At 42.1% G+C, this 13,374-nt stretch carries 9 protein-coding genes, 2 tRNA genes and 1 pseudogene; 10 read left to right on the forward strand and 2 right to left on the reverse strand.

What is annotated here, in order from left to right:
- Positions 1-184: 184 nt before the first annotated feature.
- Positions 185-2,317: a S46 family peptidase gene (locus NYR17_RS01515; protein WP_302505936.1), complete on the reverse strand. Its 2,133-nt coding sequence runs from the start codon at positions 2,315-2,317 to the stop codon at positions 185-187.
- A gap of 138 nt (positions 2,318-2,455) precedes the next feature.
- Between NYR17_RS01515 and NYR17_RS01520 the strand changes: the two genes are divergently transcribed.
- The 6 genes and pseudogenes from NYR17_RS01520 (at position 2,456) to NYR17_RS01545 (ending at position 6,641) form a co-directional block, all read left to right on the forward strand.
- Positions 2,456-2,884 carry a hypothetical protein gene (locus NYR17_RS01520; RefSeq protein ID WP_302505937.1) on the forward strand — a complete coding sequence of 143 codons (429 nt, stop codon included), beginning with the start codon at positions 2,456-2,458 and terminating at the stop codon, positions 2,882-2,884.
- Positions 2,885-2,918: 34 nt separating this feature from the next.
- On the forward strand, positions 2,919-3,269 hold the full coding sequence (locus NYR17_RS01525) for a DUF4870 domain-containing protein (RefSeq protein ID WP_302505938.1): 351 nt from the start codon (positions 2,919-2,921) through the stop codon (positions 3,267-3,269).
- 13 nt (positions 3,270-3,282) lie between these two features.
- A complete protein-coding gene (locus NYR17_RS01530) occupies positions 3,283-4,530 on the forward strand; it encodes a bifunctional folylpolyglutamate synthase/dihydrofolate synthase (RefSeq protein ID WP_302506964.1) in 1,248 nt (415 codons plus the stop codon).
- 37 nt (positions 4,531-4,567) lie between these two features.
- Positions 4,568-4,645, forward strand: a tRNA-Val gene (locus tag NYR17_RS01535).
- A gap of 5 nt (positions 4,646-4,650) precedes the next feature.
- A tRNA-Val gene (locus tag NYR17_RS01540) sits at positions 4,651-4,725 on the forward strand.
- 495 nt (positions 4,726-5,220) lie between these two features.
- Positions 5,221-6,641: pseudogene (locus tag NYR17_RS01545) on the forward strand (Gfo/Idh/MocA family protein).
- Between the two features lie 208 nt (positions 6,642-6,849).
- Here the strand turns inward: NYR17_RS01545 and nth are convergent.
- Positions 6,850-7,470, reverse strand: coding sequence for an endonuclease III (gene nth / locus NYR17_RS01550; RefSeq protein WP_302505939.1), 621 nt, complete (start codon positions 7,468-7,470; stop codon positions 6,850-6,852).
- Positions 7,471-7,501: 31 nt separating this feature from the next.
- Between nth and bcp the strand changes: the two genes are divergently transcribed.
- The 4 genes from bcp (at position 7,502) to NYR17_RS01570 (ending at position 13,210) form a co-directional block, all read left to right on the forward strand.
- Positions 7,502-7,960: a thioredoxin-dependent thiol peroxidase gene (gene bcp, locus NYR17_RS01555; protein WP_302505940.1), complete on the forward strand. Its 459-nt coding sequence runs from the start codon at positions 7,502-7,504 to the stop codon at positions 7,958-7,960.
- An 8-nt stretch (positions 7,961-7,968) separates the two neighbouring features.
- The gene (locus NYR17_RS01560) at positions 7,969-10,083 is read left to right on the forward strand and encodes a prolyl oligopeptidase family serine peptidase (RefSeq protein ID WP_302505941.1); all 2,115 of its coding nucleotides are present in this window, start codon (positions 7,969-7,971) and stop codon (positions 10,081-10,083) included.
- Positions 10,084-10,312: 229 nt separating this feature from the next.
- Positions 10,313-11,479: an ATP-binding cassette domain-containing protein gene (locus NYR17_RS01565; RefSeq protein WP_302505942.1), complete on the forward strand. Its 1,167-nt coding sequence runs from the start codon at positions 10,313-10,315 to the stop codon at positions 11,477-11,479.
- 12 nt (positions 11,480-11,491) lie between these two features.
- Positions 11,492-13,210 carry a hypothetical protein gene (locus tag NYR17_RS01570; protein ID WP_302505943.1) on the forward strand — a complete coding sequence of 573 codons (1,719 nt, stop codon included), beginning with the start codon at positions 11,492-11,494 and terminating at the stop codon, positions 13,208-13,210.
- The last annotated feature ends 164 nt before the right edge of the window (positions 13,211-13,374 follow it).

The raw sequence follows: 13,374 nt of genomic DNA on the forward strand, positions 1-13,374 counted from the left end.
GTTTTTAAAATCAATTTGCGAAAATACACATTTTTAGAATAATATGAAATAATATTTTTATTTTTTATAGCGCTTCTGTTTTGGTAAGGTTTAGAAAACAAGGTGTTGATTCTATTTTGAGGCATAGAAAAACCACCTCGGTGAGGAGGTGGTTGGTGGTATTAAAATCAAAACCAATTGTGGTTTATTTGACTAATTTTAATTCTTGAATTAAGTTGTGAGCCCCAGCGTATTTATCTACAACCCAAAGCAAGAATCTAACATCTAAATTGATGGTTTTCTGTAGTTTAGGTTCAAAAACGATATCACCGCTTAGCGCCTCGCTGTTGCCATCAAAAGCCAAGCCGATCAGGTGTCCATCTGCATTGATTACTGGAGAACCAGAGTTTCCACCAGTGATATCATTGTTAGATAAGAAGTTGATTGGCATATAACCTGCTTTGTCTGCATACATTCCGAAATCTTTCTCTTTGTAGAGTTTTAGCACGCGCTGTGGGAGGTCAAATTCTTCATCGCCTTTTTTGTATTTGCCAATTAAGCCTTCCATAGTGGTGTAGTAGTTGTTGGTTACACCGTAATAATTTCTATCTGAGCGGATAGGTAGAGTGTCCACAGTACCGTAAGTTAAACGCATAGTAGAATTGGCATCTGGATAGAATTTTTTCTCTGGCTGAGATTTGATCAATCCATTTAAGAATAATCGGGTATTCTTTGCAAAAAATTCATCTACTTTGCTGTATTTCTTCCCTTGATTTTGTTGCTCTGTCACATAAGTGTTTACCCAAGTGTAAAGCGGATCAGCGGCTAATTTCTGAGCATCAGGCTGGCTTAAGAAATTAAGGGCAGCTTGCTTGTTCGCGAATACAGAACTAAACGCTTGAGTCGCCAAGTCGGCAGGGTTAGCCTTTGCGATGGCTTCTATTTGCGCACTTTTAGCCACTCTTGCTTGGTAAAGAGAAGTGAGTGTGGATAGCATCTCACCCTCCAAAGCGGTGTTAAAATGCTCGTAATAACCCTCAATGGCTTTTTCTACTTCAGACTTCATTTTAACTTGCCCTGCAGCATCTTGTGCCGCGTAAGACTTGAATAAACTACCCAAATGGAACGCTACAGAAATGTATTTGGCGTTTCTTTGTAAAATCGCGTTATAGTTTCTCTCAACATTTCTGTCAGAAACTTGCTCATAATAAGCTTTAATGTTATCTAAAACAGGGCTGTAAGTTTTTTCATTGGCAGGTTGTAGCGCCCAGCTCATAAACTTTTGCTCTAATTTTTGCTTTTCAGAAATGGTTCCATTTTGATTAACCGCTTCTATGGTTCCTGCTCTGTTTTTCCAATAGTTGGCAACAGAAGCGTATTGAGAAGCATATCCTAATCTGGTAGCATCGTCTTGGTTCATATACTTTTTCATGACATCCATCGCCGCTTTAGAAGCCTCTACCCAAGCTGGATAGTCTCTATCTACCAACTGCGAAATGCCGTAAGAAGTTAAGTAACGGTTGGTTCTTCCTGGATAACCTAAAATCATTGCGAAATCCCCTGGTTTTACCCCTTTTAGAGAAATCGGTAAGAAGTGTTTAGGCTTTAAAGGAACATTGTTCATATTGTATTCAGAAGGCTCGCCATTTTGGTCAGCATATACACGGAAGATACTGAAATCAGCAGTGTGTCGTGGCCATTCCCAGTTGTCGGTATCGCCTCCGTATTTCCCCAAAGAAGCTGGTGGAGTACCTACCAAACGCACATCTTTGTAGTCTCTATAAACGAAATAATAAAACTCATTACCGTTGAAAAAATCCTTTACCACTACGGTGTATTTTCCGTTTTCAGAATTTTCCTCTTGGATGGCTTTGTATTCCGCTTTGATGATGCCTTCGCGTTCTTCGGCAGACATATCGTTATTAAGTTTCGCGTTGATGCGTTCTGTAGCATCGCCCATTCTTTCTAAAAATCTTACATAGAGACCTTTGGCGTTGAGTTCTTCGCTTTTTTTCATTGCCCAGAACCCGTTGGTTAGGTGGTCTTTTTCAGGCGTAGATAGAGCGGCGATAGCGCCATAGCCGCAGTGGTGGTTGGTAAAAATCATCCCTTCTGGAGAAACGATTTCCCCCGTACAGAAGCCACCAAAACTCACGATGGCATCTTTTAAACTGGAATGGTTTACGGAATAAATTTCCTCAGGAGTCAGGTGTAGCCCTTCTTTTTGCATATCTACACCGTTTAACCTTTTCACGAGCATCAGAAGCCACATCCCTTCATCGGCTCTCATTTGTACAAAACTCAACAAAAAAGTGAGTGCAAGAAATATTCTTTTCATAAAATTAAACAATTATTATATTGAGTGGGCTAAATTAAACATTTATGCTTAATGCGCCAAATATAAAGGTGCTAAATCGGTTTTTGGTATAAAAATTGAACGGTTTCTACCACAAAATAGACTTTAAAATAAAAGATAATGCTTACCAAGATTTTTAAATTAGGGATCGGTTGGGCGCTCCTGTGTTGCTTGGGTTGTAATAGTGCTGCGCCTACTTTTCAGATGAAGCATCGGGATTGGCTATTGGTTGGGTTTTCCAATTTCTCTAAGGCAGAAATGGTTGCACAAAAAATCCATTTGGATATGAGTCCCACGATGTCAAAAGCCCACCAATATCCTCTATACATCGCAAATCAGAAATTTTATTTTCATATTGAAATGAAGGATCACGGGCGTATTAAAATCTTAAAATTAGGCGATGATGCGGCGCTTTCTACAACGGATTTGGGCACAGCTTTATTGGCTCAATTGCCCCAATTTGTCAAATACGAAATTAAAGGTCAGTTTTTGTATTTATATGATAATCAAGGTGGCGTGATAAAATTTGTCGCTGCCGATTGGGATTAAAGAAAATTTGACTATATTAGCGAAAAAATAAAAAATGCAAACGTTATCTAAACAAGAAGACCGAAACATATTGTTTCTTATGCACTTATCGCAGTTGTTGTCGCTCATTTCAGGAATTGGCGGTTTTGTGGTGCCACTCATCATTTGGCTGATGAAAAAAGACCAAATAAAAGGCGTAGATGAGCAAGGCAAAGAAATCCTTAATTTTCAAATCACGATGTTTATTGCTTTGTTGGTATCAAGTGTGCTGTGTTTGGTTTTTATTGGAATGATTTTATTGCCAATTGTTGGGCTGATTATGATTATTGTACCGATTATCCAAGCTTTCAATGCCAAAGAAGGTCGCCCCGTGCGTTATCCTTTTACCATTAGATTTTTATCTTGATTTTTCTACGGTGATGATGGAAAAGCGCTATCAACAGGCTTTGGAATGGCTCTACGCACAGATGCCTAACTATCAAATCAACGGCAAAAAAGCCTATAAACCAGGGTTAGAAAATATTAAAAAACTCTGTGATTTTTTTGGAAATCCGCAAGAGGGTATTCCAATGGTGCACATCGGCGGAACTAATGGCAAAGGCTCTACCAGCAATATGCTCGCTTCGGTGTTGCAGGAGGCGGGTTATCGTGTGGGGTTGTATAATTCGCCGCATTTGGTGAATTTTACGGAACGCATAAAAATCAATGGTGTGGAGGCAGACCCCGCCTTTGTGCTTGATTTTATAGAGCGATTGAAACACCTGCCCTCGGAGATTAAACCTTCCTTTTTTGAATTCACAACAGTTATGGCTTTTGAGTATTTTAAACGCCAACAAGTGGATATAGCGATGATTGAAGTCGGTTTGGGTGGGCGTTTAGATGCCACGAACATCATTCAGCCAGTGCTCACGGCGCTGACCAATGTCGCCTTGGATCATCAAGATATTTTAGGCGAGACCATAGAGGCGATTGCGGTGGAGAAAGCGGGCATCATCAAGCCTCATATTCCCATAATTTCTGGCGAGGAGCAAGCAGACATCAAAACCATTTTTAAAACCAAGGCGGAGGCGTTGCAAGCCCCTTTTATTGATGCCACTCAGATTGATACCATTCATTTTTCATCAGATTTACAAGGGGATTATCAGCGGAAAAATATCAAAGTGGTTTTGGCGGCGGTGGCGGAATTAAAGCGGCAAGGTTTTACCATTTCCGAAGAGCATATAGCGCGTGGTTTGTCCCATGTACAGCGGAATACAGGCTTTTTAGGGCGTTGGTTTCAGTTTTCGGATGCGCCATTGACCATTTGCGATACAGGACACAACCAAGCGGGGTTGGAAGCGGTGTTGGTGCAACTTTCTCGCTATGAAGAAAATAAACACATCGTTTTAGGCTTTGTGAAGGATAAAAAAATAGAGTCTATCATAGCGTTTTTGCCTCAATCGGCAGATTATTACTTTGTGAAGCCCCAAATTGAGAGGGGACAATCACCAAAAAACTACGAAGAAAGCCTAAAAAAATCAGGACTTCGGTATAAAATTTTTGATTCTGTAGAAGAAGGCTATCAGTCGGCAAAGTCCCACTGCAAGGCAGATGAGATGATTTTTATAGGCGGTAGTAACTTTGTGGTAGGAGAATTTTTAGAAAAAAATTTGTCAGTTTATAAATAACTCGTATATTTGCACCACTCAAATGTGAAAACATTGAGGGCGGTTAGCTCAGTTGGTTCAGAGCATCTGGTTTACACCCAGAGGGTCGGGGGTTCGAATCCCTCACCGCCCACCAGAGTAGGGCTCTTAGCTCAGTTGGTTCAGAGCATCTGGTTTACACCCAGAGGGTCGGGGGTTCGAATCCCTCAGAGCCCACAAAAGCGCTCAGCACAAGTGCTGAGCGCTTTTTTTATTTGCTTCTATTCTCGCGGAAGGCGACTATTTCCCTATTTCTCCTCAAAAAAATTTCATAAGCATTAAACACTCTAAAAAACTCCTACGGTCTTGCCTTAAATTTCTAACGGGGAGAAAATTTTTTTCCGTCGGCATCGAAGAAAATTTGGATGCCGATGGAAAAATTCTTCCATCAGCATCGCGTAAAATTTCCGTTAGGGAGGAAAATGAACACCCTTGGGATAGCGGTTTTCTGGGGGCTGTTTTTTGTAAGGTGTAAAAGTTTCGTATGATGATGAAATTGATCTATAAAAATAAATCAAAGACCACGATTGGCATTAAATATTGAAGGCGATTAAAATTCATTTTATAAAATTACATTTAGGGTTAAATCTGTATTTTATTACAAGTAAAAAAAAATTGTTATTTCCAAAGAAAATCATATTTTTACAATGCTTTAATAACCAAAACGATTTAATTATGAAGAAAATTTTATTTTTACTTGTATCAGTAATGATGTTTACCGCTTGCCAAACCACTCAAACCACTGTGCAACAAGCGAATGCCTCTAAAATGCCGATCAAAACAACCATTCCTCAACGCCCTGCAGGGCAACAAGATGTCATTAATTTGGTAACGCCCAAACTCGAAACCGTGCGTATTGGGGTGATCGGTTTAGGAATGCGAGGACCAGGAGCGGTGGAGCGTTTTATGCATATCCCTGGAGCTAAGGTCGTTGCGCTTTGTGATATTGAAGCTTCGAGAGTGGAAAAAACTCAGAAAATTATAGAAAAAGCGGGTCAGCCTCGTGCTGCAGCCTATTCGGGCTCTCAAGACGCTTGGAAACAGCTTTGCGACCGAGATGATGTAGATTTGGTATATATCGTAACCGACTGGAAGACTCACGCAGAAATGGGAGTTTACGCCATGGAAAAAGGAAAACATGTCGCCATCGAAGTGCCAGGAGCGATGACTTTGGATGATATTTGGGCGTTGATCAACACTTCCGAAAAGACCCCGAAAGCATTGTATGATGTTGGAAAATTGCGTGTATGACTTCTTTGAATTGACCACCTTGAATATGGCTCAAAAAGGCGTATTTGGTGAGATTTTGCACGCCGAGGGGGGCTTATATCCACAATTTGGAAGACTTTTGGGGTGCTTATCACGACAATTGGCGTTTGGACTACAACCAAGCCCACCGAGGCGATGTGTACCCTACGCACGGTATGGGACCTGCCTGCCAAGCACTTAACATTCACCGAGGGGACAAAATGAATGTATTGGTGTCAATGGATACCAAAGCGGTGAACGGTCCTGCCTATATTAAGGAGAAAACAGGAAAAGTGGTTACCGATTTTAAAAATGGTGACCAAACTACCACTCTCATCCGCACAGAGCAAGGAAAAACGATGTTAATTCAACACAATGTAATGACGCCTCGCCCTTATAGCCGTATGTATCAGTTGGTGGGAACGGATGGTTTTGCCAACAAATACCCTATTGAACAGTATGCTCTTCGCCCTTCGCAAGTGGGGAGTGATGAAGTGCCTAACCACGAGGATTTGAATGCGCACCGTGCCGTTTCAGAAGAAACCAAAAAGGCTTTGATGAAGCGTTATAAACACCCTATTCAAATAGAATTGGAAGAGCAAGCCAAGAAGGTTGGCGGCCACGGAGGGATGGATTTCATTATGGATTACCGCCTGATCTATTGCCTACGAAACGGACTTCCTTTGGATATGGATGTGTATGATTTGGCTGAATGGTCTTGCTTGGCGCCACTTTCCGCAATTTCTTTGGAAAACGGTTCTGTCCCAGTGGAAGTCCCTGATTTCACACGAGGAAGTTGGAACAAAGTAAAAGGGTATCAGCATGCCACCTTAGAAAATAAATAAAGATTTAATCCATTTTTAAAAGAAAATCCCAAGTGTGTACGCTTGGGATTTTTTGTTGATAGATAGCTCGACATCATTGGTCGGAATTTATTATAGATAATATTGAGGATTTATTAAGTTTTGTTTCAATAGATTGTAACTAAAAAAAATACTATCGGTTTATAAGATTTGTAGGTTATTTTATAGAGAAAGCCAAACGAGGCAAAACCTAAGAGGAGAGCAATAGTTTCGTTAGGAAATCTTTGTCGCCGTTGCCTCTGGCAGGGGAATATTCTCTGCCGTAGAAAATGATTTGAAGGTGGAGGGTATTCCATTTCTCTTTGGGGAACCACTTTTTAGCATCTTTTTCCGTTTGTACCACATTTTTTCCAGAAGTCATTTTCCATTGGGTCATCAGTCGGTGGATGTGGGTATCCACGGGAAATGCAGGCACGCCGAAAGCTTGGCTCATCACCACGGAAGCCGTTTTGTGCCCCACGCCAGGGAGGGCTTCCAGCTCCTCAAAAGTCTGTGGAACCACGCCATTATGCCGCTCTACTAAGAGCTCTGCCATCGCTTTTAGGTTTTTGGCTTTGGTGTTAGAGAGCCCTATTTCTTTGATGAGTTCCTTAATTTCTGCCACCTCTAAATCCTTCATTTTAAAAGGCGTATCTGCCACGGCGAAGAGTTGGGGTGTGACTTCGTTCACTTTTTTATCCGTAGTCTGTGCCGAAAGTGCAACGGCAACTAATAGAGTATAAGGATCTTGATGATCCAGTGGGATAGGCGTTTCAGGGTAGAGGCGCTCCAATTCTCGGATGATAATTTCAGCTTTTTGTTTTTTGGTCATTTTAAACTAAATTTGGACAAAAATAAACATTATGATTCACATAGGCGATCAGCTTCCGACTTTCCAAGGGCTTAACCAAGAGGGCGAGCTCGTAAAATCATCAGATTTTAAAGGACAAAAACTCATCATTTTCTTTTATCCGAAAGCCAATACCCCTGGCTGTACTGCCGAGGCATGCAACCTGAGCGACCATTATACTGAGCTTAAGAAGCAAGGTTACGCCTTGTTGGGCATTAGTGCAGACTCGGTGGAGCGGCAGAAAAAATTCCATGATAAGTTCCACTTTCCTTATGATTTAATCGCTGATGAAAGTAGGGCTATCATAGAGCAATTTGGCGTGTGGCAGCTTAAAAAATTTATGGGGCGAGAGTTTATGGGCATCGTGCGGACTACTTTTATCTTTGATGAAAATGGCACTTGCATCAGAATTATCGATAAAGTAAAGACCAAAGACCACGCGGCACAAATTTTAGAAAACGAAACCAAATAATCCATATTATGAAGATCAAAACCCTTTGTATAGGTACGGCAGCGCTGGCGCTAAGTGCGTGCAGTACCCAACAGAAGCTAACCAAAACTATGTATCCAGAAACCAAGAAAATCAACCAAGAGGAGGTTTATTTCGGAACCAAAATCGCAGACCCTTACCGCTGGTTAGAAGATGATAGAGCCGAGGACACCAAAGATTGGGTAAAGCGCGAGGTAGCGTTTACACAAGACTATTTAGCTAAAATTCCGTTCCGTGAAAACCTCAGAAACCAACTCCGTGAGATTTGGAATTACGAGAAAATATCGGCGCCTTTTCAGGAGGGCGACTATACTTATTTCTATAAAAATGATGGCTTGCAGGCGCAGTCGGTGCTGTATAGAAAGGACAAAAACGGCAAAACGGAAGTCTTTTTAGACCCTAATCAATTCTCCAAAGATGGCACCACCTCTTTAGCGGGCATTGCTTTTAATAAGAAAGGTAATTTGGTGGCTTACAAAATCTCCGAAGGCGGCAGCGATTGGAATAAAATCATCATCCTAAATGCCGAAACCAAACAGCCAATAGACCAAACTCTGGTAGATGTAAAGTTCAGCGGTATTGCGTGGCTTGGCGACCAAGGTTTTTTCTATTCCAGCTATGATAGACCCGATGGCAGCGTGCTTTCCGCCAAAACAGATATGCACAAAGTCTATTTTCATCAATTGGGGACCCCACAATCTCAAGACCAGTTGATTATCGGTGGCGAGAATTTTAAACGAAGATACATCAGCGCTTCGGTGTCGGAAGATCAGCGTTTTTTGATTATTTCGGCAGCCAATGCCACCAATGGTAATGAGCTCTATATTAAAGATTTAAAACAAAATTCAGATTTTATCCCAATTCAAACGGGCTATGAGTATAACACCGATATTATAGACACCAAAGGCGATGTGATTTATGCCCTTACCGATAAAAACGCCCCTAATATGAGGTTGGTTAAATTCAACATCCAAAAGCCAACAGTTTGGGAAGAGGTGATTCCAGAAACGGAGAATGTCCTCAGCGTATCTAAGGGCGGTGGCTATCTTTTCGCACATTATATGAAAGATGCCATCACGCAAATTCAGCAATTGGACTACCAAGGCAAGAAAATCCGAGAGATTAACCTACCAGGCAAAGGAACAGCAGGCGGTTTCTACGGTAAAGATGAGGAAAAAGTGCTCTATTACTCCTTTACCAACTACATTACGCCCAATACCATTTATCAGTTTGATGTGGCACAGGGCGCTTCCAAATTATACCAAAAACCGAATTTAAAATTCAACCCTGATGATTTTGTTTCGGAGCAAATTTTCTACACCAGTCAAGATGGCACCCGCATTCCGATGACCATCAACTATAAAAAAGGTTTGAAGTTGGACGGCAAAAACCCAACGATACTCTATTCTTACGGTGGATTTAACATCAGTTTAAAGCCTGCTTTTTCCGTAGTTAATGCCATTTGGATGGAAAACGGTGGCATCTACGCGGTGCCGAATATTCGTGGCGGTGGCGAATATGGCAAGGCGTGGCACGATGCAGGCACCAAAATGCAAAAGAAAAATGTCTTTAATGATTTTATAGCCGCAGGGGAGTACCTCCAAAACCGAGGCTATACCTCGCCAGAGTTTATGGCGCTTTCTGGACGTTCTAACGGCGGACTTTTAGTCGGCGCTACGATGACGATGCGTCCTGATTTGGCGCGTGTGGCATTCCCTGGGGTTGGCGTGTTGGATATGTTGAGATACCACACCTTTACCGCTGGTGCGGGCTGGGCGTACGATTATGGCACCTCGCAAGACAGCCGAGAGATGTTTGAGTATCTCAAATCTTACTCGCCGGTGCATAATGTAAAAAAGGGCGTGTGCTATCCTTCCACTATGATTATCACCAGTGACCACGATGACCGTGTGGTGCCAGCGCATTCCTTTAAATTCGGGGCTGAGTTGCAAGAGAAACAATCTTGTGCGCGTCCTATTTTGATCCGTATCGAGACTAATGCAGGGCACGGAGCAGGGCGCTCCACAGAGCAAGTGATTGGCGAAAATGCCGATTTGCTGAGCTTTGCTTTATATGAAATGGGGATTCGCCAATTGCAGAAATAAACCTTATTTAAGGCGTTGATACAGAGTTAGCTCCGACCGCTTAAGCGGTCGGAGCTAACTTTTTGGCAGACCAATGAAGACGCTTTAAATTTCATCAAAAATACAACTGGCAGTGGTATGCGCCATAGGATTTTATATTTTGCTTTTAATTTAAAATAAACCTCGAATCTGTTGGTTTTTTATCAGATTTTTCGGTTTATTCCTCGTATATTTGCCAAAATTTAAAACAATGAACAAACACCAAGCAAGGATAGAGGAGGTGCGGGGGCATTTTCAGAATGGGGATATTGCCATTGGGTTTCGGCGGTTGTTAGATGTGGCGATGGATACCCAAAATATGGACATCTACCAACAGTGCATCGCATTTACCGACTGGAAATCTCAACACGAAGACGATACCGAGGGCATCTGCAACCAAGCGTTTCAGCTGTTGGAGACCATTGCCCAATGCCCTGTAAAAGCCGTTTCTACCGAAAACCCCGTGATAGAAGCCAAGAACATCATCAAAAGTTATGGACTGAAAGCCTTTTCTATGGGGCCTGTTTCGCTCTCAATAAAAAAAGGCGAAGTCTATGGATTGGTGGGCGAAAATGGCAACGGAAAAACCACGCTGTTGCGGATTTTGGCACAGGAACTCTCGTATGATGCGGGCAGCATCCGCTATCGGTTTGAGCAGGAACCCACTTCGGAATATGAGCTGAGAACGAAGTTGGCGTACATTCCGCAGCGCACGCAAAAATGGTACGGCAGTTTGCTGGATAACCTCCGCTTTGTCCTCGCCAACTATGGCACGCCGCCGCAGGAAATAGAACCTCGGGTGCTGATGATGGTGGCGCGCTTGGGGCTTTGGCAATACAAACATTTGGAATGGAATGCCCTTTCTTCGGGCTACAAAATGCGCTTTGAACTCGCACGAACCCTCCTCCGCAAGCCAGAATTATTGCTTTTAGATGAACCTTTGGCGAATTTGGATATTCTGGCACAGCAAATCATTTTGGAGGATTTGAAATCCATAGTGCAGTCGCTCACGCAGCCTGCTGCGCTTATTTTCTCATCGCAACAGCTCTACGAGGTGGAGAAAATTTCCAACCAAGTGATTTTCCTGAAAAAAGGTCGTTATCAAGACCTCAACCCTCGCTCGGATACGCCAAACGAGGCAGAGATTCCGCCTGCGCTGGTGGTAGAATTGGAGGTGAACAACACCAAAGAAGCGTTGCTCCGCACCTTTGCCGATATGCCTGCGATGAAAATTACCGATAACGGAGGTATGTTCGTGCTGGAGATAGAAGATGGCACCACCTTCCACCAATTGTTGGCAAAACTGGCGTCCAGTACTCTATCCATCGTGTATGTGCGGGATATTTCTCGCTCTACCAGAAGATTTTTTATCAACTAAAAAACTCACTTTATGTTTGCAAAATACAACCAATGGCTCTTAAAAAGATACCCGAATATTTGGAATTATAAACTCTTTCCGTTCCTGCCTATCGCTTTGTTAATCAATCTATTGAATTTCATATTAGGAATGCTCTATGCCCAAGACAACAAGCTGTTACAGAATGGAGGTATTTATTTCAGTGAGTTTGATAGTTCCCTTGCGATGATCAATGGCATTGCCTCCATCGTGCTACTGGTACTGTGGATTAGCCGTGTCGTGAAGAATAATGCGTTCAAAAATTATTACCCGATGAAACACAGGCAGTTGTATGGGCAATTTTTGATGGTCTTTCTGATGTTTTTCGTGTCGGTTTCCTTTTATTATAGTTTTTATTTGGGCAAAAAAACGGTGGTAGAATACCGATTTTCCGATGAAAAAATGGCGAAAATGACAGAAACGATTAACCTTGGGGGGGCATTTTTGGGCGATGATCTTACGCTCTATGAATTGGACCAACGCCGCTATTCTAAAATTTTTGAGGAAATCGAATGCATTACTACCCCAGAGGACATCATCAAAACTGAAAAATATTACCAATTTGCGGATCGTTATTACCAATTTGTAACTTTAAAAAAGGTAAAAAGAACCCATAAACCTGAGCCTATCGAAGAGGAGGACGATGAGGCTCCCGATCAGCCTAAGTCAATCCATAATAATATCATTCGGCGAAATGGCAGTGCCTATGTGGTGGACAAAGTGGTGGATATGGATGCTTATGTGAAAACCGCAAAACCCTCATACCGAAATTATTCTACAGAGTTGATTAGCCCCAAAAATAACAAGTCGGGTTGGCTCTATTATCGGTATAGGGAGCCTTCTGCGGCGATGAATCAGAAAATCAATGCGTTATTGGATCGTAATGACCCGAAAGAGATTCAGAAAGTATTACAAGACTTCCTTGATCTGTCCAAAGAGCTTAAAATAGACCATAAATTATCGGCAGAAGCGTGGCTAAAAATGGTATATCACCCCGATAATTTTGAGGTGAAAACCATTATTGGAGAGAAGTTGGATGTGTCCAATGTAACGCCTACAGCCATATCCAAAACAGATGATGATGAGCTTGTAGCGCTTATTGAAGATGGGGGAGATCGCTATTCCAATCAGCTTTTATCTAAAAATAGTTGGTATGAATTATCGCAATTGCGGGATTTGATGAATGTCGTTTCGGATATAAAAAGTGAGGGTATTTGGACGATCTTAGGGATTGTGCTGTTGTGGATTGCGTTTGGTTTTTCCACGCTATTTTTCACTTACCGAGTGCTGAATTTCCGAGCTATTCTCTTAGGGATCGTTACCTCAGGGGTGCTGAGCATCGTGAATGGACTTTTTGCCTTGGTGTCCTTTAGTGGCACTTCGATAGTATTTACCGCGTTCATTACTTGGAGCATCTTGGCTTTATTCCCAGTGCTGAGCCGTATTGATGGCTCCAAAAAGCTCAATTCCGTTGCGATTGCCATTACGCTAAACGCCTTCCCACTGATGATCCTCAATGGGATGCAGCTCCACGATTTAATTAAAGATGCTTTGTATCCAAAACCCGATACCCGCCCTTACGATAGAGATCTCTTTTTATTTATAAAATCTCTATCACCAGAGCATATTTCCCTACTGATACTGGTGCTCTCTTTCGTGCTGATGCGCCTCTATATCCCCATCCTCTTCAAATGGCAACAAGCGAAGGAGTGAGAACCATCGGCTACTGAGCTGTAATTTATGGCTTTTCAATAAATTTTAAAATCAACTAAAAACCGCCTAAATTGGGGCGGTTTTTTATGCTTCTATAAAACGCCAGAGCAACGCTCCGAAAAGAGGGTTGCCCTGACTTTGAAAAAATAAAAAGTAAAATGAAA

This window comes from Riemerella columbina, assembly GCF_030517065.1.
GTDB lineage: Bacteria > Bacteroidota > Bacteroidia > Flavobacteriales > Weeksellaceae > Riemerella > Riemerella columbina_A.

Coding starts and splice junctions, on each gene's coding strand:
- NYR17_RS01570 (WP_302505943.1), top strand. CDS start 11,492: ATGTTTGCAAAATACAACCAATGGCTCTTAAAAAGATACCCGAATATT.
- NYR17_RS01525 (WP_302505938.1), top strand. CDS start 2,919: ATGCAAACGTTATCTAAACAAGAAGACCGAAACATATTGTTTCTTATG.
- bcp (WP_302505940.1), top strand. CDS start 7,502: ATGATTCACATAGGCGATCAGCTTCCGACTTTCCAAGGGCTTAACCAA.
- NYR17_RS01515 (WP_302505936.1), bottom strand. CDS start 2,317: ATGAAAAGAATATTTCTTGCACTCACTTTTTTGTTGAGTTTTGTACAA.
- NYR17_RS01565 (WP_302505942.1), top strand. CDS start 10,313: ATGAACAAACACCAAGCAAGGATAGAGGAGGTGCGGGGGCATTTTCAG.
- NYR17_RS01530 (WP_302506964.1), top strand. CDS start 3,283: ATGATGGAAAAGCGCTATCAACAGGCTTTGGAATGGCTCTACGCACAG.
- NYR17_RS01520 (WP_302505937.1), top strand. CDS start 2,456: ATGCTTACCAAGATTTTTAAATTAGGGATCGGTTGGGCGCTCCTGTGT.
- nth (WP_302505939.1), bottom strand. CDS start 7,470: ATGACCAAAAAACAAAAAGCTGAAATTATCATCCGAGAATTGGAGCGC.
- NYR17_RS01560 (WP_302505941.1), top strand. CDS start 7,969: ATGAAGATCAAAACCCTTTGTATAGGTACGGCAGCGCTGGCGCTAAGT.